Annotated in this window: 28 protein-coding genes; 21 read left to right on the top strand and 7 right to left on the bottom strand. The window is 36.4% G+C overall.

From position 1 onward, the window contains the following. The first annotated feature begins 33 nt into the window (after positions 1 to 33). The 21 genes from B9J78_02570 to B9J78_02470 all read left to right on the top strand — a co-directional run bounded on the left by B9J78_02570 (position 34) and on the right by B9J78_02470 (position 16,464). Positions 34 to 429 (top strand): hypothetical protein, encoded by a 396-nt coding sequence (locus B9J78_02570; protein MBA2123812.1) that lies wholly within the window; start codon positions 34 to 36, stop codon positions 427 to 429. A gap of 273 nt (positions 430 to 702) precedes the next feature. Next, on the top strand, positions 703 to 894 hold the full coding sequence (locus tag B9J78_02565; GenBank protein MBA2123811.1) for a HicB family protein: 192 nt from the start codon (positions 703 to 705) through the stop codon (positions 892 to 894). Between the two features lie 114 nt (positions 895 to 1,008). Continuing rightward, positions 1,009 to 1,356 carry a hypothetical protein gene (locus B9J78_02560; protein ID MBA2123810.1) on the top strand — a complete coding sequence of 116 codons (348 nt, stop codon included), beginning with the start codon at positions 1,009 to 1,011 and terminating at the stop codon, positions 1,354 to 1,356. A 251-nt stretch (positions 1,357 to 1,607) separates the two neighbouring features. Continuing rightward, positions 1,608 to 2,462, top strand: coding sequence for a hypothetical protein (locus B9J78_02555; protein MBA2123809.1), 855 nt, complete (start codon positions 1,608 to 1,610; stop codon positions 2,460 to 2,462). After that, on the top strand, positions 2,462 to 3,193 hold the full coding sequence (locus tag B9J78_02550) for a hypothetical protein (GenBank protein MBA2123808.1): 732 nt from the start codon (positions 2,462 to 2,464) through the stop codon (positions 3,191 to 3,193). Before B9J78_02555 ends, B9J78_02550 begins: the two co-directional genes overlap by 1 nt. A gap of 3 nt (positions 3,194 to 3,196) precedes the next feature. Further along, a complete protein-coding gene (locus B9J78_02545; protein MBA2123807.1) occupies positions 3,197 to 4,291 on the top strand; it encodes a hypothetical protein in 1,095 nt (364 codons plus the stop codon). A gap of 364 nt (positions 4,292 to 4,655) precedes the next feature. After that, positions 4,656 to 5,645 (top strand): hypothetical protein, encoded by a 990-nt coding sequence (locus tag B9J78_02540; protein ID MBA2123806.1) that lies wholly within the window; start codon positions 4,656 to 4,658, stop codon positions 5,643 to 5,645. Between the two features lie 52 nt (positions 5,646 to 5,697). Beyond that, the gene (locus B9J78_02535) at positions 5,698 to 6,291 is read left to right on the top strand and encodes a hypothetical protein (protein MBA2123805.1); all 594 of its coding nucleotides are present in this window, start codon (positions 5,698 to 5,700) and stop codon (positions 6,289 to 6,291) included. 279 nt (positions 6,292 to 6,570) lie between these two features. Continuing rightward, positions 6,571 to 6,783 (top strand): hypothetical protein, encoded by a 213-nt coding sequence (locus B9J78_02530; GenBank protein ID MBA2123804.1) that lies wholly within the window; start codon positions 6,571 to 6,573, stop codon positions 6,781 to 6,783. After that, the gene (locus B9J78_02525; protein ID MBA2123803.1) at positions 6,780 to 6,968 is read left to right on the top strand and encodes an addiction module toxin, HicA family; all 189 of its coding nucleotides are present in this window, start codon (positions 6,780 to 6,782) and stop codon (positions 6,966 to 6,968) included. The genes B9J78_02530 and B9J78_02525 overlap by 4 nt, the downstream gene beginning before the upstream one ends. Before the next feature lie 225 nt (positions 6,969 to 7,193). After that, entirely contained in the window at positions 7,194 to 7,418 is a 225-nt protein-coding gene (locus B9J78_02520) for a HicB family protein (protein MBA2123802.1), read from the top strand. Further along, positions 7,415 to 7,600, top strand: a complete 186-nt coding sequence (locus B9J78_02515) for an addiction module toxin, HicA family (GenBank protein MBA2123801.1) — start codon at positions 7,415 to 7,417, stop codon at positions 7,598 to 7,600. The genes B9J78_02520 and B9J78_02515 overlap by 4 nt, the downstream gene beginning before the upstream one ends. A gap of 254 nt (positions 7,601 to 7,854) precedes the next feature. Further along, positions 7,855 to 8,610 carry a hypothetical protein gene (locus tag B9J78_02510; protein MBA2123800.1) on the top strand — a complete coding sequence of 252 codons (756 nt, stop codon included), beginning with the start codon at positions 7,855 to 7,857 and terminating at the stop codon, positions 8,608 to 8,610. 309 nt (positions 8,611 to 8,919) lie between these two features. Then, on the top strand, positions 8,920 to 9,261 hold the full coding sequence (locus B9J78_02505) for a preprotein translocase subunit SecG (protein ID MBA2123799.1): 342 nt from the start codon (positions 8,920 to 8,922) through the stop codon (positions 9,259 to 9,261). A 24-nt stretch (positions 9,262 to 9,285) separates the two neighbouring features. Then, on the top strand, positions 9,286 to 10,914 hold the full coding sequence (locus B9J78_02500) for a peptide-binding protein (protein MBA2123798.1): 1,629 nt from the start codon (positions 9,286 to 9,288) through the stop codon (positions 10,912 to 10,914). A gap of 124 nt (positions 10,915 to 11,038) precedes the next feature. Further along, on the top strand, positions 11,039 to 11,317 hold the full coding sequence (locus tag B9J78_02495; protein MBA2123797.1) for a hypothetical protein: 279 nt from the start codon (positions 11,039 to 11,041) through the stop codon (positions 11,315 to 11,317). 12 nt (positions 11,318 to 11,329) lie between these two features. Then, the gene (locus tag B9J78_02490; GenBank protein ID MBA2123796.1) at positions 11,330 to 12,259 is read left to right on the top strand and encodes a malate dehydrogenase; all 930 of its coding nucleotides are present in this window, start codon (positions 11,330 to 11,332) and stop codon (positions 12,257 to 12,259) included. A gap of 166 nt (positions 12,260 to 12,425) precedes the next feature. After that, on the top strand, positions 12,426 to 13,340 hold the full coding sequence (locus B9J78_02485) for a hypothetical protein (GenBank protein ID MBA2123795.1): 915 nt from the start codon (positions 12,426 to 12,428) through the stop codon (positions 13,338 to 13,340). A gap of 95 nt (positions 13,341 to 13,435) precedes the next feature. Further along, positions 13,436 to 15,418, top strand: coding sequence for a transcription-repair coupling factor (locus tag B9J78_02480; protein ID MBA2123794.1), 1,983 nt, complete (start codon positions 13,436 to 13,438; stop codon positions 15,416 to 15,418). Further along, complete coding sequence (locus B9J78_02475; protein ID MBA2123793.1) at positions 15,351 to 16,310, top strand: hypothetical protein; 960 nt, start codon at positions 15,351 to 15,353, stop codon at positions 16,308 to 16,310. The genes B9J78_02480 and B9J78_02475 overlap by 68 nt, the downstream gene beginning before the upstream one ends. 52 nt (positions 16,311 to 16,362) lie before the next feature. Further along, positions 16,363 to 16,464 carry a hypothetical protein gene (locus B9J78_02470; protein MBA2123792.1) on the top strand — a complete coding sequence of 34 codons (102 nt, stop codon included), beginning with the start codon at positions 16,363 to 16,365 and terminating at the stop codon, positions 16,462 to 16,464. A 24-nt stretch (positions 16,465 to 16,488) separates the two neighbouring features. Here B9J78_02470 and B9J78_02465 read toward each other — a convergent pair whose 3' ends face one another. The 7 genes from B9J78_02465 to B9J78_02435 form a co-directional block, all read right to left on the bottom strand. Continuing rightward, the gene (locus tag B9J78_02465) at positions 16,489 to 19,077 is read right to left on the bottom strand and encodes a hypothetical protein (protein ID MBA2123791.1); all 2,589 of its coding nucleotides are present in this window, start codon (positions 19,075 to 19,077) and stop codon (positions 16,489 to 16,491) included. 1 nt (position 19,078) lies between these two features. Further along, positions 19,079 to 19,426 carry a hypothetical protein gene (locus B9J78_02460; protein MBA2123790.1) on the bottom strand — a complete coding sequence of 116 codons (348 nt, stop codon included), beginning with the start codon at positions 19,424 to 19,426 and terminating at the stop codon, positions 19,079 to 19,081. Further along, positions 19,419 to 19,709 carry a nucleotidyltransferase gene (locus tag B9J78_02455; protein MBA2123789.1) on the bottom strand — a complete coding sequence of 97 codons (291 nt, stop codon included), beginning with the start codon at positions 19,707 to 19,709 and terminating at the stop codon, positions 19,419 to 19,421. Before B9J78_02455 ends, B9J78_02460 begins: the two co-directional genes overlap by 8 nt. A gap of 20 nt (positions 19,710 to 19,729) precedes the next feature. Further along, on the bottom strand, positions 19,730 to 21,673 hold the full coding sequence (locus B9J78_02450; protein MBA2123788.1) for a hypothetical protein: 1,944 nt from the start codon (positions 21,671 to 21,673) through the stop codon (positions 19,730 to 19,732). Next, positions 21,657 to 21,860, bottom strand: a complete 204-nt coding sequence (locus B9J78_02445) for a hypothetical protein (GenBank protein ID MBA2123787.1) — start codon at positions 21,858 to 21,860, stop codon at positions 21,657 to 21,659. Before B9J78_02445 ends, B9J78_02450 begins: the two co-directional genes overlap by 17 nt. Positions 21,861 to 22,143: 283 nt before the next feature. Then, a complete protein-coding gene (gatA, locus tag B9J78_02440; GenBank protein MBA2123786.1) occupies positions 22,144 to 23,574 on the bottom strand; it encodes an aspartyl/glutamyl-tRNA amidotransferase subunit A in 1,431 nt (476 codons plus the stop codon). 11 nt (positions 23,575 to 23,585) lie between these two features. Then, positions 23,586 to 23,870, bottom strand: a complete 285-nt coding sequence (locus B9J78_02435) for an aspartyl/glutamyl-tRNA(Asn/Gln) amidotransferase subunit C (protein ID MBA2123785.1) — start codon at positions 23,868 to 23,870, stop codon at positions 23,586 to 23,588. Positions 23,871 to 24,044 lie beyond the last annotated feature (174 nt).

The raw sequence follows: 24,044 nt of genomic DNA, 5'->3' as shown, positions 1-24,044 counted from the left end.
GTTCGATTATCTTATCTGAAATTGAGGTTAATGATGATAGAGACTATTAGTCTAATACTTAACATAATTATGATGGTATTTATCATAATTTTAAAATGGCCTGAAATTAAGGCGTGCTTCCATAGGTGGTATCATAAGCAAAAGTCAAAAAACATGGGGATTTTAGAACCTGATAAAGAATATGCTCTTAAATTAAATGAAAAATATCAATTTGAATATAGAGAGATTGAACTCACTTCAATATGGGATGAGGCTGTAATTGCTAATGTGAAATTTGATACGCAAAGCCAAGGGATAAGGATAGACGTAGGGTCTTCCACGATTGCATTGGGAGTTATTATGATAACATTGGTTAATGTTAATTATGATTCAAAAAAAGAAAAAAGATATGCGATTATAAAAGTCAAAAGAGTGCGTCAAATTAGCTGAACGATTAGCTTGGTTTCATTCTAACGGGGAAGAGGGCATGATGGATTTAAACGGAGAAACTTGCTATTGTTGTGAATCAATATCCACATCTAGAGAGCATGTCCCTCCAAAATGCATTTTTGAACGCTAATGGGGTCAGGTCTTGGTTTTTGAATAAATTTATCCTTACCTATAAAGCAGGAAAAGGGGACGGTTCTTTATCTCCCCTTTATCTCCAAAGGAGATTTCAAATTTTATGAATGGTACGGATGAAATTAAACGATCAGAAGAACCATGAATGCAAAAATGACCATGATTTATTGGAAGGGAGAGAAATTTTGGCTTGGGAAACTTCTCGAACATCCGGAAATCATGACCCAGGCAAAGACTCTTGAGGAATTGGAAGAAAATATTAAGGATGCCTATCTATTGATGGCTATGGATGATGTACCTGAAGAACACAAGATGAAAGAAATTGCAATATGAAGCGAAAAGATTAAAGGGGTCTGACCCCTTTAACTTCTTTGACAGGTGGATGGCTTTTAGCCCCTTGGGCTGCAGCAACATGGGGATTGAAAATAGGATTCCATCCTGCTCACCATGCTTTTCGGTGGATTGAAATTAGCAGACAGCATCATCGGTGTTGATATGAGAAAAGTTCACTATGATGAAATGATAATAACAGGCTCATCTGGCGGCAATTGGTCAGATACAAAAAAAGTTTTGGAATTTATATATAACAAAGAAATCAATGTTGATAATCACATAAGTATCGTAGGAGATTTATCGCACAGTATTGAATTTTTAAGTCTTGTAAAATCGGGCAAGATTAATGGCAAAGCAATCGTATATCCCCATACAGGTTTAGATAAACCTCTGATGCCTGACAACGGCTGGACAAAAGAAAAAGAAAAAACACTTCTATTGCATAAAAGTATCTTCACCTAAGGGTAAGACTTCCGAAAATACTTGCGTTTTGTTAGAAACACAGATCCCCGTTTTCACGAGGACAAGTTTTGAAAATATTACATTCACCCCGTTAGATAGTAAACATCTAACGGGGCAGGGATTAAAAGGTTGTTTTATCCTGTTTAGAAATAAATTCCTAACAGAGTTTATCTGTGTAATCATGAAAAAAGGCACTTTTTCGGTCTCAACTACTTTAAACAAAAACGAAATAGAGAAAACTAAAAAATCCCTTGAAACTTCGCATAAGTTTTAAGAAATATTACCCTGTGAATATGTATTATATCTCTTGTAATCTCTGTGGAAAGGACGAAACAAAGATAATATTGAAACAGCCAAATTCTGAATATTTTCCTCGCACTATTGTGCGTTGTCTAAATTGCGGATTGGTATATATGAATCCGCAACCCGAGTATAAAGAGTTGTTGAAAATATACCAGGAAAATTCTTCCGAAGATATAAGTAGCCCATCGCCTGAGAAGGTGATTCCAGAAGAGCTACTTTATCCTTATCCGCCAAATATAAGGATTCCACTCAGACTATCTTTTTTGAAGAAAATGATGAAACCAGGGAAACTTTTAGATGTGGGCTGTGCCTCGGGAGAATTTCTTCATTATGCTAAACTTGCAGGATGGGAAGGAGAAGGTATTGAGCCCTCGTTTGTTATTGCGGATATAACACATAAAAAGACAGGCTTACCTATCTATAGAGGTACTTTAGAGGATTTTTCTGAAAAAGAAGAAATATTTGATTTGATTACTATGTTTGATGTAATTGAGCATGTAGCAGATCCTAAAACAGACATAAAAAGAGCCTATCAGTTATTGAAGATTAATGGGATGATTGCTATCTCTACTCCCAATATCGGATGTCAAAGATACTGGATGCAAAAAGATAAATGGCGTGGATTTACTGAGAGTCGGGAGCACATTTTCTTCTTCAGTGCAAGGACACTCTCGGATTTATTGATAAAATGCGGATTTAAGATAAAGAGAAGGTTAACAAGAAAAATATCTCCTGTTCTGTGGCGATGGCTTGTTTATTTCGGTCTTGGTAATGTCCTGGAAATATATGCTCAGAAAATATAATGGGATATAAAATTAATTATTTGCATAATAAAGTAATTAAGATCTTGGAAAATCAACCGAGAACAAGGTTGCTTGATTTGGGAACCGGAGAAGGAAGTTTAGCCAAGCAGGCCAAGGATAAAGGATTTGAGGTTATAGCACAAGATGCAGACCAGTCTCGCTTTCGGTATAAAGGTGAAATTGAGTTCAGGCAGGGCGATTTAAACAACGAGGATTTACCTTTTGAAGAAAAGAGTTTTGACTGTGTTGTTATGTTAGAGGTAATTGAACACCTGAAGAATCCCTATTTTGTATTGAGAGAAATAAACAGGGTTCTTAAAGCAGAAGGAGTTTTAATACTGTCTACACCAAACATTTTAAACCTCAAATCTCGATTGAGATTTCTCTTTGAAGGCACATATGACTACTTTCGTGAGCCGCCCCTGGAGCTATCTGCCTTTTCCAAACATAATCTTTTTAATATTCATCTTTTTGCCTATAAATATCCTGAATTAGAATATATTCTATTTGACACAGGATTTAAGACTGAGAAGATATTTTCTTCCATCTCTCTTATACAGGCAAGAATACTTTCTATCGTTTGTTTTCCAACAATGAAATTACACGCATATTTTAAGTGTCAACGTGGAAAGAAAAAAGGCGGTATGGATTACAGCCGCATTTTTAAAATTTTACTTTCCCCCGAAATGCTTTATAGCCGCCATCTTATAATTAAGGCTCAAAAAAGATAGATTATGGAATTTTATAGGGTTAGGGATTATTCAGATGCCTTGTTTAAGCGTGCATATCATAAAAAGGCATATCTTACGCTTCAGAAGAGAATAAAAAATATAGCTGTATATAAAAGTGGAGGAGGATTAGGAGATTTGGTCCATAGTGTTCCTTTGTTTCGCAGTTTTAAAAAGATGTTTCCTCAGGCAAAGATTATCTATCTTGGCTTATATCAGAGACCGACCTGTGATTTAATTTTTAGAACTATCCCCTATATAGACGAATATATCCATTATGAAAGCCCAAAAAAGAAAAGGGATTTTAAAACATATTTTTCATTTTTAAGAAGATTTTTTAGAAAATTTGACCTTATTGTAGATACACAAAGAAAGTTTTTGCCTTCATTTTACATCTGGCTTCTGATGCCGAAACATTTTCTTTCCATAAATCCACTTTTTTCCTGCTGGCGGTTTTACTATAAAAGAAAGGTTCACATAACCGCCAGATTACTCTCTTTAACTCGCATTCTTGGCTTTGGAGAAGTTAACTTTGGTCCAGAATTTAACATCCCTCCAGAATCTCTTTCTATAGCCAAAAAGTTTCTGAATGATTTTGAAGGTCCTTTCATCTCCATTATCCCGGGCGCTGGGAATCCTTATAAATCCTGGGGAGAAGAGAAGTTTGCCTTGCTTTCTGATAATCTTTCTAAAATGGGGTACAAAACGATTCTCATTGGGAACGAATCAGAAAAAAAACTTCTTCATAAAATTAAAGGAAAGATGACTTTTGAACCAATAATTCCACTTTTGAAGGATGCAAGATTTGGAGAAGACCCAGTTTACAGCCTTGGTATTTTAAAATTTTCTTCATTAACCATTGGTAATGACTGCGGAGGATTGCATCTAGCTACTTTAGCTGAATGCCCGGTAATTGGAATATATGGACCAACTAATCCTCTGAAATCCGGGCCCTTGGGAAAGAATAATGTAGTTCTCTATAAAAACCTCCCTTGTTCACCCTGCAAACTAAAAAGTTGCCCAATAGATAGAAAATGTCTTAAAAGCATAACCGTTAATGAAGTAGTTGAAACAGTAAGGTTTATTTTAGAAAAACCGTAACTATTCAGCCTGTTTGCATGTTACTTGACCCTGTTAGAGAATTGCTTGATGCCAAAAGTGTTTATAGATATTGGTTTCTCTAACAGGCTTGACATGAACCTGAGATATGTGTTAGGATAATTACACCATGAATCGAGTTAAGTTTTTCCAAAAATTGTACTTGACAGGTTTAATGAAATGTGGTATATTGGTAATAGGTAAGTTTTCCCCAAAAGGCGTAGAGGGGGACGTAAATGGGCAGGTAAAAACTGACCCCTGTAAACTTGCTTGACTTTTTATTTTGCTTGACTTTTTATTTTTCAAACGCGATAACATTTTTGCTGTTAAAGTTTTCCGCTGTTAATCATTAAAAGGGGATGCATATATGAAACGGTTTAGGGGCTTGATTGTTGTATTGTTTTTCTCAACATTTTTCTCAATCTGCAGCGCCTTTTGTTTTTCTGTCCACGCTCAGGAAAAGAGCGGCGAGGTATTGAAGCAACTTGAAAGAAAAGAACTCATCCCGCCTGAAAAACCTTCTGAACCGCCTGTCATAGAAATAGAAAAAGATAAGGTTGAGGAAAAAGATAAGGATGCTGTCAGGTTTAAAGTCAGTGAATTCAAAGTAGAAGGTGCGACACTGCTTGATGTCGAAACAATCAGGTCCATAACCGCACCCTATGAAAACAAAGAACTTACCCTTTCTGAAATCAGCAATATAGCAGAGGCAATCACAAATGAATACCGTAAGAAGGGATACATAATAGCCTATGCATTCATCCCTGCACAGGATATAGAAAAGGAAATAGTAAGAATTAGAATAATAGAGGGCAAAATAGGAGACATTGCTGTCACAGGCAATAAACATTACAGCGCCGAATTCATACAGAAGCGCCTTGAAACAGCAAGGAAAGACCCGTCCCTCAAAGAAGATACACTTGAAAGGGCGCTTCTCATCCTCAACGAATACCCGTCCCTTAATGTAAAGGCATCCTTAAAGGCAGGCAAAGAGCCCGGCACAGCCGACATTATTGCAGCGGCAACGGACTCACGATATATATCAGCAGGCATAAGCTATGACAACTTCGGATCAGAAGTCATCAGCAAACACAGGGCATCAATATGGTTTGATACAGGCAGCCTTGTCGCAGATGGAGACCTCCTCATGTTAAGGGGCGTAACAGGGCTTGACAAGATAGACCTTGACAAACTTTCATACGGCAGAATTGAATATATATTCCCTGTTGACCGCAACGGCACAAAGTTGGGATTTTACCAGCACATGGCGCATCTACGAGGGCAACACCTATCCCCTGCTAAAGTCCTTCCTGACTCCGCTGACCATTACGGCAAACAACGACAGCAAGACCTATGACGGACTGGCTTACAGCGGAGGCAGCGGCATAACCTACAGCATCCCATCTCCTGTGCTCTCAGGCGCACTGGTTTACGGCGGAACCTCGCAAGGCGCAATCAACGCCGGCAGCTATGTCATCACACCCGGCGGCTACTACTCCAACCAGCAGGGCTACGACATTAGCTATGTAAACGGCGCATTGACTGTGAACCCTGCACCTCTGACCATAACAGCGGATAATAAGAGCAAGGTGTATGGCGATGCAAATCCGGCATTGACCGCAACATACAGCGGTTTAAAGGGAACTGACACATCAGCAGTGGTAAGCGGATTAACATTGAACACGGCAGCAACTACAGGTTCAAATGTCGGCAGCTATACCATCACAGCGGCAGATGGCACAGCAACGAATTATACGATCACATTCGTCAACGGTGTTCTCACCATTACCGCAGCGCCGGCGACAACCCCAGAAACGGTTGCATACACGGATGTTTATATAGAAGGGCTTGTTAATATCATCAATGAGATGAGCGGCAATCCAACCAATATAGCAGAGCGCATCCTCACAATATTTGATTTTGCGTGGTTTTTTACAATTGATGTACCTTATGAAAACACGTTTGTCATAGAGGACATGCCGAGATATGGAATAGAAAAGTAGAAAAGGGGACAGGCTACTTTTTGAGAAATGAAAACGGAAAAGGGGACGGTTCTAATTAAATGAAAATGATTCAAACAAGAAAATGTGAATAATAAATAGAATCGTCCATTAAGAGTCCCCATGACACCTTTTGATAAACTTGAAAAAGTTACCGAATTAATGAGCGAGAACAACAGGCCCCTTTAATTTTATTTTAGTTTCATCGTTAGGTCAATAAATATAGCTGCCTGAATTAGTGGATTTTAAGGTATAATCACATTATCTGAAAGGGGGCAAATTATGGATACAGAATATACGGCTATAGTAAGGCAAGAGGGTGATTGGTGGATTGGATGGATAGGGGAAATTCCAGGGGTAAACTGTCAAGAACATACTCGTGAAGAGTTAATGGAAAGCCTCCGAGCCACTCTGAAAGAGGCACTTGAATTTAACCGTCAAGACGCGCTCTCTGCGATAGGAACTGGATATGTAGAAGAAAAAATTGCTATATGAAACGCAATGATCTGCTGAAGCATCTACGGTCGCAAGGATGTGAATTTATCAGAGAAGGAAGTCGCCACTCATGGTGGTGGAATCCAGAACAAAACAAACGTTCATCTGTGCCGCGGCATACAGAAATCAACGATAACCTTGCAAGAAAGATATGCAAGGACCTTGGCATAAAACAAATAAAGTAAGCCCAAACAAGACATTCCATATAGAAAAGGGGACAGGCTACTTTTTGAGAAATGAAAACGGAAAAGGGGACGGTTCTAATTAAATGAAAAAGATGCAAACAAGAAAATGGGAATAATAAATACACCCGTTCTCTTTAAGCGACTTAAGGGATCGCGAGAAACTGCACCCCTCCCTGCGAGATTGGCCGTTGTGGCATAATATAGATAAAAAGGAGAAAAATAAAAATGAAAGAAAAGTTAACGGCAATATTTCAAAAATCGCCATACGGATATATTGGCTTTATTGAAGAACTTCCAGGAGCGAATACTCAAGGCAAAACACTTGAAGAAGCAAGAAAAAATTTAATTGAAGCGGTCCAGCTTATTTTGGACGCCAACAGACAACTTTTTGAAGAAGAACTTAAGGGTTTCGAAATTATAAAAGAAGACTTCGGAGCAGTAACGGTTTGAAGCGAAAAGATGTAATCCGACATCTTGAGTTAAACGGATGCGAATTCCTACGAGAAGGTGCAAATCATACGGTATATGTAAATCGCAGAAAAAAGAAGGCGAGCACCGTTCCCCGTCACAGAGAAATTGATAAATATCTTGTCACGAAAATATGTAAAGACCTTGAAATACCAAAGCCATAACATTTCACTCCACAGTATATAGAAAAGGGTATAGAAAAGGAAAATGGTATAGAAAAGGGGACGGGCTACTTTTTGAGAAATGAAAACGGAAAAAGGGACGGTTGTTTTAAGTAAAAATTATTTTTGCCCTGAGGGACGTAGGTGAAAATTGACACTTTTCATGATGAATGGATGGGAGATTCAGGGGGCAATTCTTCAATCGTTACATTTTCCAAGAAGCCGTTTGAATAAATTCAGAAAAAGGAGACAAGAAGATGAAAGACAAAGTGCCTGTATCAGTGGTCGTAATTGCTAAAAATGAAGAAAAGAACCTGTTAGATTGTCTCTCTACGGTGAAATGGGCTGATGAAGTTATTCTTTTTGACGATGGAAGTACCGACAAAACAGCGGAGATAGCCAGAGAACTTGAGGCAAAGGTGGTAAAAGGAAACCTTGCTAACGAAGGGGCTAAAAGAAACTTTGCCTACGGTCAGGCAAGAAATGAGTGGGTTTTGAGTCTTGATGCTGACGAAAGGGTGAGTCCAGAATTGGTTACAGAGATTACTTCTCTTCTGAAGAGAAAAGATATTTTTCATAAAGGATTTTCTATACCGCGTAGAAATTACATTGGTAATTATTGGATTCGCCATGGTGGTTTTTATCCGGCTGGACAACTGCGTCTTTTCAAGAAAGATGTTTTTTCCTATGAAGAGACGACGGTTCATCCCCGTGCTTTCTTAAAAGGAAGTTGTGGGCATTTAAAAAGTGATTTAATCCATTATTCCTGGAAAAATTTCAATCACCTTTTTGCCAAGTTAAATAGCCAGAGTGACTTGGAAGCAAAAAAGATGTTAAACAAAAAGAAAGTTGGTCTGGGACATTATCTCTATAGAGCAATAGACCGATTTGTCAGAAGATATTTTGTCAAAAAGGGCTATCGTGATGGCTTTATTGGTTTTATTATGGCTTTTCAAGACAGTCTCTACCAGATATTTTCCTATGCAAAATACTGGGAGATGAAAAGAAATTAATAATATCATACAACATATCGTTATTTAACTACCTTTTTTGCTTCTTCAAATTCAATATAAACTGCATCTATTTCTTCGTTATGAGTTAGGTTCAATTTTATCATCTCTTAAAAATAAAATGTATACACAGTAATTACTGTCACTACCTTCTTTTCCATCGCTATTATCGGCATTACCTGTTTTTCTCCTAATTTTCACCTACTTTTAAGTGGGGGAGTAGTATAAATACCACACCACACCTAAAAGAAAAAATATTTCTTGAAAAAAGTTTAATTTAGTAATATAATAAAAGAATAAAAAGGGGATATAATGTTACATACTATATTACTTGCATTACATATTATAATTTCTGTGCTTCTTGTTATTTCTGTTCTTATGCAACCCGGGAGAGGAGAGGGGCTTTCAGAAGCTTTTGGAGTAACTTCTACACAGAAGTTTTTTGGTGCACAGACAAATGTAGTACTTGCAAAGATTACTGCTGTTCTTGCAGGTCTTTTTTTGATATCCTGTCTTACAATGGGTGTTGTTCAGAAAAATGCCGCTGATTCACTGATGCAACGAAGAAGATCTGTCCCTGCAGTACCAGAAACAAGACCTGTAAGTCCGGAAATACCTGAAACGACCCAGCCACCGCCTCAGGGTGAGCCTTAAAAAACCTGTTATACAAACCACACAATGAGACTAATATTTAAGATATTACTTCTAACATCCTTGTTCTTGGGAGCCTGCCAGAAAAAAAATGAAGAAGTTTCTATTCAAGAGCCGGTTGGCCCTATCACCCCATCCTATGGAGATGCAATTGTAGTCGGTTCTATTGCAGATGCCTTAAATCTTGTTCCGATAATCGCCTCAGATGGTGCCTCACATGAGATCTGTGGGCTTATATTTAATGGTCTTGTAAAATATGATAAGAATTTGAATCTTACAGGAGATCTTGCAGAATCCTGGGAGATTTTAGACGATGGACTTACAATAATTTTTCATTTAAGAAAAGATGTAAAATGGCATGATGGTGTTCCTTTTACAGCAGACGATGTTCAGTTCACATTTAAGAAACTTACGGACCCACAGGTAAGGACCCCTTACAGTGGAGATTTTGAAAGAGTAAAATCCCTTGAGGTTTTGGATAAATATACTGTAAGAGTAAAATATAGTGAACCTTTTGCCCCAGCACTTGAAAGCTGGGGTATGTCCATAATACCAAAACACCTACTTGAAAAAGAAGACCTAAATGCAACAGAATTTTCAAGAAATCCCATTGGCACTGGTCCTTACAGATTTTTTTTATGGGATACAGCAGAAAAAATAGAACTTGTCGCAAATAATTCATACTTTGGAAAAAGACCTTACATAGACAGGTATATATACAGAGTAATACCTAATGCCGCATCTATGTTTCTTGAACTTCGGGCAGGCGGTATTGACCAGATGGGACTTAACCCTTTTCAATACACAAAACAGACTGGCACAAAATTCTTTAAAGAAAATTTTAATAAATTTAGGTATCCGGCTTTCACATATACGTACTTAGGATATAATCTTTCAAATCCACTCTTTTCAGATATAAGAGTAAGAAAGGCCATAAATTTAGCAATAGACAAACAGGAGATTATAGATGGAGTTCTTTATGGGCTTGGAAGACAGATCACAGGGCCTTTTATACCGGGAAGTTGGGCATATAATGAAGATGTCCAACCCTCTGCCTTTGACCCTGAAAAGGCAAAGGAATTGTTAAAAGATGCAGGCTGGGTTTATAAAAACGGAGTCTTAAGAAAAGATGGAATGCCTTTTAGGTTCACACTCATTACAAATCAGGGAAATGAGCCGAGAAGAATGGCATCTGAGATAATACAAAGAAGGTTAAAAGCAATCGGGATGGATGTCAGAATAAATATAATTGAGTGGAAAAGTCTTATCAATGAGTTTATTGGTAAAAGAAAGTTTGATGCAGTCCTTTTAGGCTGGTCATTGAGCAGGGACCCTGACCTATATGATATCTGGCATTCATCAAAAACAAAAGAAGGAGAATTTAATTTTGTTGGATATAAGAATCCAGAAGTTGACAGACTTATAGAAGAAGGAAGGGCAACCTTTGATAAGGAAAAAAGAAAACAAATCTACCACAGAGTGCATAAAATCCTCTATGATGAACAACCGTACTGTTTTCTGTTTAACCCAGACTCATTGCCGATTGTCCATAAAAGATTTCATAACATAGAGGTTGCACCCGCAGGCATAGGGCATAATTTTATTTATTGGTATGTTCCCAAAAAATTACAAAGATATAGAGGTTTTGAAAGATAACTTTGAAAAACTTTATAAAATTATGTGCCGATGACCCCGTAAAATATGATTTTAGTATTACAAGATTTGGAATATGGGGAAGCAACTTAAAAGGGCAAGTGGCAACTGGTGCCCTGGTGCTCTGATGCCTGGGAAGGGGAATATGTGTTACTTAAAAGAGTCTGCAAAGATTCATTTTAATGAGTTCCTTCAGCCCCTGATAGATTCAAGCAGGGGTAATTGCTCTTTCAGGCGCCGTTCTGAACCATTCCTTTTGCTCAAGGGTGAACTTCCGCGAAGAGATGACACATTACAGTGTCACTTCTGGCTTCGCCCTCATAATGACATCTCCTGTTTCTGTAAGAAGACTATGAAAGATTGGGTTGGGAGATCCGACCCCCGAGTCGCTCCTACATTAAATTAGAAAGAGATTACTATGCGTCAGAAAGTAAGTATAATTGGTGCGGGTAATGTTGGTGCAACTATGGCAATGAAATTAGCGGAAAAAGATTTTGCAGATATCATTTTAGTTGATATTATCGAGGGGATGCCGCAAGGAAAAGGATTGGATATAACCCAGACCGGTCCGATAGATAGTTATGATACAAAAGTTATTGGAACCAATTCCTATACGGATACGCAATATTCCGATATTGTTATCATAACTGCTGGCGTTCCGCGAAAACCGGGAATGTCCCGCGATGATTTATTGGAAGCAAATTATAATATCGTTAAACCGGTGACCGAACAGGTCGCACAATATTCGCCAAACGCGATCCTGATTATAGTCGCGAACCCGTTAGATGCAATGGCGCAGTTAGCATATAAAACCAGCGGATTTTCGAAAAGTCGAGTTATGGGGATGGCAGGAATTCTTGATACTGCCCGATTCCGCACTTTTATTGCGATGGAATTAAATGTTTCTGTTGAAGATGTTTATGCATTAGTTCTTGGTGGGCACGGAGATACGATGGTGCCATTGGTGCGATATTCTACGGTAGCCGGAGTTCCTTTACCAGAAATTTTGTCGAAAGAAAAATTAGATATGTTAATTCAGCGGACTCGGAATAGCGGCATGGAAATCGTTAAACTACTGAAAGCAGGGGGCGCTTATTATGCGCCGGCAAGTGCAGCAGTACAAATGGTTGAAGCAATTATTTTGAATAAAAAACGAATTCTACCATGCGCTGCATATCTGGAAGGGGAATATGGTATCAACGGCTTATTCGTTGGCGTACCGATTAAACTAGGAGCTAATGGAATTGAAGAAATTATCCAATTGAGACTTACTCCAGAGGAAAATGCTGCGTTAAAGAAATCCGCAGCCACAGTTGAAGAACTAATTAAAATTATGGAAAAATTCTAGATTACAAACCAAATGCACTAAGAAAAGCAGACTTCAAAAAGCATTGTGATACCAGGAATATTTAATAAGAATGTGTAAAAAATATTGCAGGTGCAGTTATAAGAGTGGCAAAAGGCAAAGACTATAAATTTATTGGTATGGAACAGATTAAAAAGAGGTATAGATAATGAAAAGTTTTTTATTTTTTTTTCTATCTACTGCTTGTTGTTTATCATTCCCTGTGTTTGTACATCCCTATACGCAGACAAGGGTTTTGTTAGGGACAACTGTTTCAATAACAATTATTGAAGAACAGCAAACTGCTCAAAAAGCCTTTGCGTCTGCATTTGAAGAAATAAAAAGAATTGAAAAAATAATGAACTGGTTTGACTCAGAAAGTTGTGTCTCTAAACTTAACAGAGACGGTGCTAACTTTCCGGTGGAAGTATGTGAAGATCTTTTTAAAATAATTGAAATGTCACAAAACTTTTCAAAAGGCACTGACGGCATATTTGACATTACAGCAACATCTTTGAAAAGAAAGGATGGGTGGAAAAACATAATATTAGACAAACAAAACAGGACGGTATTTTTTAAGGACAAAGATGTGAAAGTTGATCTCGGCGGGATTGCAAAAGGTTATGCAATAGACCGTGCTGTGGATGTTCTTAAAAAATTAGATATAAAAAGCGCACTTATAGATGGCGGAGGAGATATAAGAGTGGTCGGAAAAGGCAGGAATGGAAAACCGTGGAACATAGGTTTAATGGATCCCATTGACGATAAAAAAATATTAGGAACACTTTCCCTATCTTCCAGCATTGCAACATCAGGGAATTATTTAAGAGAACACATCATAGATACCAGTAGTGGTGAATCTGCAAACACTGATGTTATAAGTTCTTCTATCATTACAGATAATTGCGCAAAAGCACAGGCACTTGCAAAGGTACCCATAATAGCAGGACTTTCAGGACTTAAATACTTAAAAGATGTGTCTATTATATGTGTAGTAAAACAGCACGGGAAAACATATGTTTTAATCTCAGAAGATATAGAGTTTATCCCAAGAAAGGGTGTAGAGGTTAGGATAATAAGATAGGCAACGGGCAACAGGTGCCCTGGTGCTCTGGTGCTCTGGTGCTCTGGTGCCCTGGTGACTGGCGTAAGAGGTAAAGATAGAGGATAAGGCTGAGGATGGCGGAGTTTCCAGAAGTTTTAAGATTTCAAAAGGACCAGATATTTAATTTTGAAGATATCTTAAACAGTTTTGTGATTTTAGGATATAGGTGGAAAGATTGTGTTGAATTGCCCGGGGATTTTTCGCACAGAGGATATATAATTGATATATTTGCCTTTGATAGAATACATCCTGTAAGGTTTGAACTTTTTGATAACAGGATAGAAAGGCTCACGGCTTTTAATCATAAAGACGGCAACATAATTGAAGAATTGAATGTTGTTATCATTGTCCCTGCAGGGATAAAAAGTCTTAGTTCTTTGCAGTTTAAGTCCTTCATAGAATCTGAAAACATAAGTAAATTTACAGATTTTGAAGAGGGGGATTTTGTTGTCCATTTTCAGCATGGCATAGGAAAATATTTAGGGAGGAAAAAACTTAAATGTCCTGAAAAAGAAGAATTAAAGAATTATCTTGTTGTTGAATACAGGGATAAAAACAGGCTCTATGTTCCAATTGAAGATATTTCAATGGTAAGAAGATATGTCGGCATTGATAAAAGAGCTCCGAACTTAAGTAGATTGGGAACAAAATTCTGGGAGAAGACAAAACAAAAAGCATACAGAGCTGTTCAGTCTCTTGCCTCTGGACTTGTGATGCTTCAGGCAGTAAGGATTTCAAAAAAAGGATTTGCATTTTCAAAAGATGGTCTGTGGCAGGAAGAGTTTGAATCGGGGTTTCCATACACAGAAACGCCCGACCAGATAAGGTCGTGGCTTGAAACAAAAAAAGATATGGAAATGGAAAAGCCGATGGACAGGCTTATCTGCGGAGATGTTGGTTATGGTAAAACAGAAGTAGCACTTCGCGCAGCATTTAAGGCTGTGATGAGCAATAAACAGGTTGCAATACTTACCCCTACAACACTTCTTGCAGAACAGCATTGCCTTATATTCAAGCAGAGGTTCAAGAATTTCCCTGTTGAAATAAGTATGCTTTCAAGGTTTGTGACACCGCATCAACAGAAGGCAACAGTATTGGCAGCATCAGAAGGCAAAACCGATATTGTCATAGGAACACACAGGCTTCTTTCATCAGATATGGGTTTTAAAGATTTAGGGCTTGTTATAATTGATGAGGAGCAAAGATTCGGTGTAAGGCATAAGGAAAGGTTTAAAAGGTTAAGACTTCTTGTAGATGTTCTTACGCTTACCGCAACACCCATACCACGAACACTGTATATGAGCCTTACGGGTGTAAGGGATATGTCTATTATCAATACACCGCCTCTTTCTCGTATCCCTGTAAAAACAACAGTTTGCCGGTTTTCAGGCGACATTGTAAGAGAAGGCATATTAAAAGAAATTAAAAGAGGCGGACAGGTATTTTTTGTGCATAACAGGGTTGAAACAATAGAAGGGGTTGCTAAAAAAATTTCTTCTATTGTTCCGGGTGTAAAAATTGCATCTGCCCACGGACAGATGCCAGGGCGGGTTCTGGAAGATGTTATGAAACAATTTTTACAAAAAAATATCAGTGTCCTTGTTTGCACCTGTATCATAGAGTCCGGGCTTGACATACCAAATGCAAATACGATATTTATAGATAATGCAGATATGTTCGGACTTGCAGACCTTTATCAATTAAGAGGAAGAGTAGGAAGGTCAGATATCCCAGCCACCTGCTATCTTTTAGTGCAGGACAGGAGCATCCTTACATCAGATGCGAAGGAGAGGCTTTCTTGTATGGAAAAATGGACAGAGCTCGGCTCTGGTTTTCGTGTTGCTATGGAAGACCTGCAGATAAGAGGTGCCGGAAATCTTCTTGGGATAGAACAAAGCGGACATATAGGTGCGGTTGGCTTTGACCTTTACTGTAGATTATTGAAAGATGCTATAGAACAGGTAAAAGAAAAAGGAGAAATAACAGATAGTGAAAAAATTACTTTTCTTGATAGAAATAATCTTGCTCGCAGGCCTGAATTGTGCGGCTGCACCTGAGCGGGGTAATTTTGATGCAATAATTGCTATCGTTAACAGTGATATTATAATGGAATCCGATATACAGGAGGCTCTCTTGCCTTTTTTCCTGCAGGAACCGGAAGTGCAGGGCGAAGAATTAGAAAAAAAGCTCGCAGAGTTAAGACAAAATGTGATAAGACAACTTATACAAGAAAAGATGATGTATCAGGAGGCTCAAAGACAGAATATAAAGGTTCAGGATGCGCACATTGAAGGTAAGATTAAAATGTTTGAATCAGAAGCAGGGGGCACAGAAGAGTTTGAGAAAAACCTTAAAGCACAGGGATGGACGAAAAAAAGGTTTAAAAAAAGACTAAAAGAACAGACTGCAATAAGAATAATATTTGATAAAGAAGTTGTGGGTAAAGCCATTGTTACACCCAAAGAGATAAAAGACTTTTATGACCAGCATCCGGAATTTTTTAAAAAAAATGAAGAAGTTTATTTAAGAAAAATTACACTGAGAAAAGAAGAAAATCAGACAGAGGACTCTTTCAATAAAACAGCAGAAGAAGTATCAAGCCTTTTAAGGCAGGGAGAGGATTTTTCAGAGGTTGCAAAAAAATATTCAAAAGATGCGTTTGCAAAAGAAGGCGGAAGTGTGGGATGGATTGAAAAAGGAAAGATGCTGAAAGAAATAGAAGACATTGTTTTTTCGCTTAAACAGGAACAGACATCAAATCCTATCAAGATCAATTCTAATTATTATATCTTTAAAGTAGAAGATCACCGTCCGGGCTATGCCATATTATTTGAAGAAGCACAGGACAAAATAAGAATGACTTTAGAAAAAGAAAAAATACAAGACAGGTTTTCAGAATTTATAGGGGAACTTTTGGCTCAATCATATATAACAGTGAAGGAAAAATAAAACAACAAATAAAAAAAAGAACAAAGCATCTGAAATATTGACTACTAAACAAATGGCTGAATATCTACAAATGGATGAGGCAACTGTCTATCGCCTCGCAAGAAAAAGAAAAATCCCTGCCATCAAAATCTTGGGTCAGTGGCTGTTTTTATAACAATCAGGTAATTTAAAGTTTCTCTTACCACTCCTTCTCAAAACTATCAAAATCCTTAACAGGTGCCACAAATTTTGAGTCTCTTATAAGTTCAAACCTCTTTTTAGCACTTCTTATCTTAATTTTTTCATCGGATTTCAATTCATAAATATTATTAGTTCCTTTGGTTTCAACTACAAAGTAAATTTTTTCGGAAGTTACACCATTCTGAACTTTTTCTATTACAATCGCCCAGTCAGGTGTGTAATTCCCTGCAGGCGTTTCTATTGAATACCAATCAGGCAGTTTTATGAATAATTTTATCCGGGAGTCTTTATTAAGTGCCTTAGCAAACTCTTCTTCTATATTTGATTCTTTAATTATCCCATCATAAATTGATTTTTGTACTTTTAATACATATTTACCATAACTCGCCACTTCCTCCCTTAAAAGACCAACATCATAACTTTCTTCCAAATTGATATATTTAATATCCTCAACTTCAGATTGTTTTTTACACTCTTTAATAACTTCTATGACCATATCTTTATATTTTTGAGGATTCACAAATAAAAGATGAAGATTATTACAACCTTCTAATATCTTAAATATTGTATTTTTAGTTAAACTGGTTTCTCTTTCAATGCAGGGTATAAGATTAAGGACTTTGGTTATCTCCGTTTCTTCCGATGCTTTTCTAATAAATTCCTCTTCAATGTCTTCATAGCTTATTTTATCTACTCTAACTTTTTTAATGCTTATTTCTGGCTTTTTTATTTCAATTTTTTGTAAATCCTTGATACATTGCGCTGTGAATTTACCACCATCTATATTTACAATATACTTTGCTTTCGGAGATACTCTATTCCATAAATTTTTAAATAAATCTCCTTGAATTACCTCATCCTTACGCTTTATTTTTATCCTTTGCCTTCTTTCTTCAACAGGTGGTGCTTCAACGCCTGCTTCTTCTCGGTATTCTATCTGTAATCTTTCTAAATATTCCCTATAACTTTCATTTGTAATCACAGTCAATAAGTTTATATCTCTATCCTGAATTCTATCCCCATTCTGGTCAACTGGTAATCTTAAACCTCTCCCGATTTCCTGTCTCTTTTTAATTTCTGAAGAAGAGTAAGCAAGAGTGCAAATATTAAATACATTCGGATTATCCCAGCCCTCTCTCAAAGCAGAATGGGAAAAAATAAACTCTACCGGTTCCCCCAACGAAAGCAATCTCTCTTTATCCTTCATAATCAAATCGTATGCTGACTCATCTTCTTCAATACTTTTATCCCTTTTCATCTTTGAAAAATAACCACTATGAACCTTCTTTACATCAAAACACCCCGTCCCTTCGGGACACCCCTCTACAAGAGGGGAATATTGATTCTCAATAAATTTGTTAAACTCTTCTTCAAAAATTCGTCGGACAATCCCATCTTCCAATAGATAATCATCAACTCTATTTAGAAAAAACAGACTTAACACTTTAATCCCTTTGGGATTTAATTGTTTCTTTTTGTCTAAATGCTCCCTTACCGTTTCCCTTACCATAAAACGAATTATCTCATCTTCATCTATTGAAGATTTTCCTTCGTAAATTTTCACACCATTAGGAAAAGAGATATACCCTGCACCTTTGTTTATTTCACTTGTGATAAAGCCATTATAATAGGAATTATCTGTCTTATTTGATAGATCATCACCGTGTTTAATCGTTATCATCTTAAACTTTATACCGTCTTTTGTATTAGCAAAAACTTTGACTTTTGCTCTTAAGCCACTTGATGTTGATTCTATTCTTTCTAAAATAATTTTTTTACTGCTTGGGTCTCCTTCTTCTGTAATAGACAGGACTTCTATTTTTTTAACTAATCCGAAATTATACGCATCATAAGGAGTTAATTTATAAACAAGATTATAAATATCTCTGTGGGTTGCAGAGTAGCGTAATACAAAAAGTGGATTCAACTCAGATAAACCCCACAAAGTTGCTTCTCCGCCCATCTTTTGAGGCTCGTCAAGAATAACGATGGGTTTTGTCTCTTTGATAATCTCAATTGGTTTATCTCCCATTTTATCGTGAATATTATGGATTATATTTATATCCTTATTAAAGGCATCTCTTGTAATAACCATAACCTGAAGGTTGGTATCTTGACCAAACATCCGAACCATTACGAGATTGTCCGATTTATAAGAAAAATAGGTATAAGGTAAATTCTCACACAACTGTTTAAAATGTTCTTTCGTAATATCCAAAGTTTTTAAAACTCCTTCTTTTATAGCAACCGATGGAACTACAATAATGAACTTTGTCCATCCGTATTTCTGATTTAATTCTAAGATTGTCCTTAGATATACATAGGTCTTTCCAGTTCCCGTCTCCATTTCAACAGTAAAATTATAAGGTTCTTTCAAATCGTCTGCGTTAGATAATGGAAGTCCATTTTTCTTTTGAGTCTCTTGTAGATTTTCAAGGATTTTTTCTGAAGGTATATCTATTAAATTAGGAATAATCTGGAATGTATAAACAAATGACTTCTCCCTCTGACCTTTAAATAAATCAACAACAGAATTTATTGCATCAATCTGGAAATCTAATTTTGAATCAAATTTTAACTTTAACATTTTATGGCTCAATTTCTTTCTGTATCCTTTGAAATTTTTCTTTAAATGCAGGAAGTTCAAGTTTAATAATGTTCCATATAACAGAAAAATCTATACCAAAATACTCATGAGATATTCTATTTCTTAAGCCAATAATGCCTTTCCAATCAATATCCTTGTAAGCATCTCTCATATTTTGCGGAATATTTTTTGAGGCTTCTCCTATTATCTCAAGGTTTCTGATAACCGCGTCAATTGTTTTTCTGTCGCTTTTGAAATTATCAAAATTCATATCTTTCACATATCCCTCTATTAAACCCATTGATTCCAAAACATCTTCAAGAAAAAGTTTCCAGTCCCTTTTAGACATAGATCAATTCCTCCATTACATATCTTCGGCGATTTGGTTTTATAGCCTCGGGTGTTAACAGGTCAACTTTAATGCCTAAGATTTCTTCCAGATAATCTGCAAGATGGATGAAAAGTAAACCTACTGGTTTCTTAAATTCAACCAGTATATCTATATCACTTTCTGCACCTTGTTCGTTTCTCACATAAGAACCAAATATGGCTATATTTTTTACATTATATTTTTCTTCAAGTTCTCTTTTATGCAGGTTAATAATTCTTTTTAATTCTTCTAAATTCTTCATATCTACATCATCTCCATTGTTTATATCACCTTTAATCTCACAAAAGCACTCAAATTTATTTTGTTGTTATCTGTTAATGCTTTGTCTATAAAGACAAACATTTTTCCTTTATATTTTGAAGTTCTTATTTCTTCTATGGTCTCAGGAGTAAATTTGTCTTTAAGAGAGATATAAAAATCTAAGTTTTGTTCTTCATCCTTAACATAATAAAATTCGTCGTTTTTAATCTTTATCTTTTCAATTTTAGAGTTTAGATTTAATCCTTCTTTCAGCATTACTTCATAAATAACATCAATCTTTTGCCAGTTAGGAACTAATGGTTGTTCAACAAACATACCAAGCCACTCTAAATATCTCTTTTTTAACTCTTCTTTATTTTCACTTGGGTCAAATTCAAATTCATCTTTAAGATTGAAGTTTGATTTATCAAGTTTGAAGACCTTGAACCCAAACACTACCCCGTCAGGCTTCGCCTGCCACCCCTTCATAGAAGGGGAATTCCCCTCTTTCAGAGGGGTGTCCCGCAGGGACGGGGTGTTCTCTTTCTTATACCTTTCTGATACTCTCCTTAATCTTTCAATACAGATATCTGCAACAGTTGGAAACTGTTTTTTAATTTCTTCATCTAAAACTTCTTCATCAAGTTGAACAAGAATAAATTTTCTGTTGCCTCCATCTTCTTTGTTTAAGTTCCAGACAGCGTGTCCTGTTGTGCCTGAACCGGCGAAGAAGTCGAGGATGAGGGAATCTGAGGAAGTAGAAATTTCAATCAACCATGATATAAGTTCAAGAGGTTTGGGATTGTCATATGTTAATTTACCGTTGAATAAATTTTTCAATTCTCTATTACCTTGTGTCTGGGAAATATTTTTAATTAAGGAAGAAGGAGTTACAGGCTGTGGTTCATTTAAAAATCTTTTCAATCTTGGTATAATTGTACCGTCACCCCAATATATTCTATTATCTCCATCCAATTGTTTAAATTCTTCTTCTGTTATATGCCACTGTCTCGTTATATTTATCCCTTTTGGAGTTGTAACAGTGTAATAATTTTTACCTTTAGGGTTTGATTTTTCTTCAGACTTACATAATTCACAACTTATCCAATTCCCCCGAAGGTCATTATCAGGATTAGCATATTCATTTTTGAATTCCTTAATTCTTAAAGGCTTACCAAATAGAATCTTATTTATATTTTTATATCCCACTAAAATATATTCATTGTCCACTCTAAATCGTGTTGTCATTTTCATTTTCCCTTGCCCTGCTGTTCCTGTTTCAGGAATTTTATACCAAATCATCATTTCTACATTCTCCTCCCCAAAAATCTCATCAATAATTTTTCGTAAGTTGTGAACCTCGTGGTCATCAATTGAGATAAAAATAACTCCATCATCTCTTAATAAACTTCTTGCTAAAAATAATCTCGGATAGATAAAATTGAGCCAGTCAGAATGGTATCTACCACTTGCTTCTGTATTCGTAGTGAGTTTTTGCCCTTCACTGTCAATCTGTCCTGTTTTTTCTAAGTAGTCTTTTAATGGTTCCTTAAAATTATCACGATAAATAAAATCTTTACCTGTGTTATAAGGCGGGTCAATATAAATCATCTTGACTTTACCAAAATATGGTTTAAGCAAAAGTTTAAGTGTCTCTAAATTTTCACCAACAATTACAACATTTTCTGTCCTATCAAAATCAACTGACTTCTCTTTATCTGGTTTTAAAGTTCCATAAGCAGGTGCTTGGATAAGTTTAAATAAATTGCTTTTCCCAGCCCAGTTAAAATAAAACCTATCATCTTCCTTTTCAATGATTTCGCCACTTAACAATGTCTTCAACTTCTCAAAATTAACTTTACCATCCTCAAATACTTCAGGATAAATTTTATTTAATCCTTCCTTAATATCTATCTTCACCGACTTATTAATTTTTTCACTCATCTTTTCACTCCATTTTATCAAAATTTTTTAAACTTCCTTCAGCAAGCCAATTATCAATTACATCTTTTTTAAACCGCCACTGACCCAAGATTTTGATGGCAGGGATTTTTCTTTTTCTTGCGAGGCGATAGACAGTTGCTTTATCCATTTGTAGATATTCAGCCAGTTGTTTAGTAGTCAATATTTCAGGTGCTTTGTTCTTTTTCATATTTATAAAAATTGTATGTTAAAATCCATTTCTATCCTCTTTTGTCTTAATTATTATACAGAAATAAGAAAGAAAAGTCAAGAAAAATTTTTGAAAGACCCTTGCCGAAAAAATTTCTTAAAGGGTGGGGGGTGGGAATAACGGAAAAAAGAGCGTCATATTTGCCCTACAATTGAATTTTCAGAACAGGGTAATGATTTTATACCTGCAAAAACAGTCCACTCTTATTTTTTAACTAACACATCATCCCTTTATTTTGTATCTATTACCAGTTAATTGTTTTTTATTCCGGTTTCATGGTATGCCACCTGGTATTAGACTGGTATGCAAAGCCTATCTTAAACAACATCTCCTCATCAAATGCCCTGCCTATGATCTGCATACCAATGGGAAGTCCTGAAGAAGTAAATCCACAAGGAACAGAGATCGCAGGAAGGCCCGCCAAATTTATTGAGATAGTAAATATATCAGAAAGATACATTGAAAGAGGGTCCTTTATTTTCTCTCCTATTTTAAATGCAGGTGTGGGAGAGGTAGGCATAATTATACAATCGCATACCTTAAATGCATCTTCAAAATCCTCCTTTATAAGTGTTCTTACCTTCTGAGCCTTAATATAATATGCTTCATAATATCCGCTTGAAAGAACATATGTTCCCAGAAGTATTCTTCTTTTTGTCTCACTGCCGAAACCGATGCTTCTACTTTTTGAAACCATCTCAATGGCGCCTAAGCCCTCGGGTTCTTCTGCCCTGTAGCCATATCTTACCGCATCAAATCGGGCAAGGTTTGAACTTGCTTCAGCAGTTGCAATGATACAATATGTTGCAACTGAATATTCCATATGCGGAAGTTGTATCTTGATAATTTTACCACCAAGTTTTTGTAAAAGGTTTATTGCTTCTTTAACAGAATCTTCAATTTCTTTATCAAGTCCTTGAGCAAAACATTCTTCGGGCACACCTATTTTTAAGCCTTTTACGCTTTGTATTAAGCTCTTTGAATAATCCGGAACCGGAATGTCTACACTTGTAGAATCTTTTGGATCGTACCCTGCAATTGTCTGAAGGAGCATTGCAGAGTCCTCAACAGTTCTTGTTATGGGCCCAATCTGGTCAAGCCCAGATGCAAATGCAATAAGTCCGTATCTTGATACCCTTCCATATGTGGGCTTCAATCCAACTACACCGCAAAATGATGCAGGCTGCCTGATAGAACCTCCTGTATCTGAACCGAGTGCACAGACTGCCTCTCCCGATGCAACAGCAGCAGCAGACCCACCGGATGAACCACCGGGAACCCTTGTTTTATCCCAGGGATTTTTTGTAATTTTATAAAAAGAGGTTTCTGTAGATGAGCCGAACGCAAACTCATCCATATTGGTTTTCCCAAACGGAATTGCACCCGCTTCTTTTAACTTCTTTATAACAGTCGCATTATAGGGAGGCTTAAAACCTTCAAGTATTTTTGATGCACAACAGGTGGGAATGCCCTGTTCACATATATTATCTTTTATCGCAACAGGTATACCGGATAGAGTTTTATCTTTCGGAGCGACCCTTGCACACAGAAGCGCAGATTCTAAACTTAAATGAACATATGCCCCTATATTTATGTCATTCTGTTTTATAATTTCTGACATTTTTTTAATTAAAACGCAAGATTTTTCTTTGTCATTTTTTATCTGTTTTATTGTTCTAAATTCAGGTTTCATTTACTTTGCCCTTAAGATATAATTTTAGGAACCTTAAAACACCCTCTTTCTTTTGATGGTGCATTTGATAGTACATTTTCAACAGAAAGACTTTCTTGCAATTTGTCTTCCCTTAAAACATTTTCAACAGATATTGCATGGAAAGTCGGTTCAACATCTCTTACATCCAATTGATTCAGTTTATCTATATATGATAATACATCTGCTAATTGTCTTTGATATAAATTAATCTCTTCTTCTTTTAAAGAAAGCCTTGCAAGACCTGCCACGCTTAAAACTGTTTTTTTATCTATCATACTGATGTTCCGTCACCTGCACGCCTTCGCCTGTGTTCCGTATTCTATTTTTTTACGATATACGAAATACGGTACACAAACGATGGCTTTTAATTACCTTTGCATAAATAATGGAAAAATATCTTCAGCGATAAATGGGATAAATGGGGTCAACTCTATTTTCTTTTTTAATAA

It is taken from the genome of bacterium Unc6 (genome assembly GCA_013626165.1).
GTDB lineage: Bacteria > Omnitrophota > Gorgyraeia > Velesiimonadales > Velesiimonadaceae > Velesiimonas > Velesiimonas alkalicola.
Note: the sequence above shows the minus strand (reverse complement) of the source record. Positions and strands in the feature narration are given on the sequence as shown.

What these genes read in the sequence shown, in the direction of transcription:
- B9J78_02530 (MBA2123804.1), top strand. Translation starts at nt 6,571, where the DNA reads ATGGATACAGAATATACGGCTATAGTAAGGCAAGAGGGTGATTGGTGG.
- B9J78_02545 (MBA2123807.1), top strand. Translation starts at nt 3,197, where the DNA reads ATGGAATTTTATAGGGTTAGGGATTATTCAGATGCCTTGTTTAAGCGT.
- B9J78_02550 (MBA2123808.1), top strand. Translation starts at nt 2,462, where the DNA reads ATGGGATATAAAATTAATTATTTGCATAATAAAGTAATTAAGATCTTG.
- B9J78_02570 (MBA2123812.1), top strand. Translation starts at nt 34, where the DNA reads ATGATAGAGACTATTAGTCTAATACTTAACATAATTATGATGGTATTT.
- B9J78_02520 (MBA2123802.1), top strand. Translation starts at nt 7,194, where the DNA reads ATGAAAGAAAAGTTAACGGCAATATTTCAAAAATCGCCATACGGATAT.
- gatA (MBA2123786.1), bottom strand. Translation starts at nt 23,574, where the DNA reads ATGAAACCTGAATTTAGAACAATAAAACAGATAAAAAATGACAAAGAA.
- B9J78_02465 (MBA2123791.1), bottom strand. Translation starts at nt 19,077, where the DNA reads ATGTTAAAGTTAAAATTTGATTCAAAATTAGATTTCCAGATTGATGCA.
- B9J78_02485 (MBA2123795.1), top strand. Translation starts at nt 12,426, where the DNA reads ATGAAAAGTTTTTTATTTTTTTTTCTATCTACTGCTTGTTGTTTATCA.
- B9J78_02525 (MBA2123803.1), top strand. Translation starts at nt 6,780, where the DNA reads ATGAAACGCAATGATCTGCTGAAGCATCTACGGTCGCAAGGATGTGAA.
- B9J78_02445 (MBA2123787.1), bottom strand. Translation starts at nt 21,860, where the DNA reads ATGAAAAAGAACAAAGCACCTGAAATATTGACTACTAAACAACTGGCT.
- B9J78_02510 (MBA2123800.1), top strand. Translation starts at nt 7,855, where the DNA reads ATGAAAGACAAAGTGCCTGTATCAGTGGTCGTAATTGCTAAAAATGAA.
- B9J78_02480 (MBA2123794.1), top strand. Translation starts at nt 13,436, where the DNA reads ATGGCGGAGTTTCCAGAAGTTTTAAGATTTCAAAAGGACCAGATATTT.
- B9J78_02565 (MBA2123811.1), top strand. Translation starts at nt 703, where the DNA reads ATGAATGCAAAAATGACCATGATTTATTGGAAGGGAGAGAAATTTTGG.
- B9J78_02490 (MBA2123796.1), top strand. Translation starts at nt 11,330, where the DNA reads ATGCGTCAGAAAGTAAGTATAATTGGTGCGGGTAATGTTGGTGCAACT.
- B9J78_02435 (MBA2123785.1), bottom strand. Translation starts at nt 23,870, where the DNA reads ATGATAGATAAAAAAACAGTTTTAAGCGTGGCAGGTCTTGCAAGGCTT.
- B9J78_02495 (MBA2123797.1), top strand. Translation starts at nt 11,039, where the DNA reads ATGCCTGGGAAGGGGAATATGTGTTACTTAAAAGAGTCTGCAAAGATT.
- B9J78_02470 (MBA2123792.1), top strand. Translation starts at nt 16,363, where the DNA reads ATGGCTGAATATCTACAAATGGATGAGGCAACTGTCTATCGCCTCGCA.
- B9J78_02560 (MBA2123810.1), top strand. Translation starts at nt 1,009, where the DNA reads ATGCTTTTCGGTGGATTGAAATTAGCAGACAGCATCATCGGTGTTGAT.
- B9J78_02460 (MBA2123790.1), bottom strand. Translation starts at nt 19,426, where the DNA reads ATGTCTAAAAGGGACTGGAAACTTTTTCTTGAAGATGTTTTGGAATCA.
- B9J78_02505 (MBA2123799.1), top strand. Translation starts at nt 8,920, where the DNA reads ATGTTACATACTATATTACTTGCATTACATATTATAATTTCTGTGCTT.
- B9J78_02455 (MBA2123789.1), bottom strand. Translation starts at nt 19,709, where the DNA reads ATGAAGAATTTAGAAGAATTAAAAAGAATTATTAACCTGCATAAAAGA.
- B9J78_02500 (MBA2123798.1), top strand. Translation starts at nt 9,286, where the DNA reads ATGAGACTAATATTTAAGATATTACTTCTAACATCCTTGTTCTTGGGA.
- B9J78_02540 (MBA2123806.1), top strand. Translation starts at nt 4,656, where the DNA reads ATGAAACGGTTTAGGGGCTTGATTGTTGTATTGTTTTTCTCAACATTT.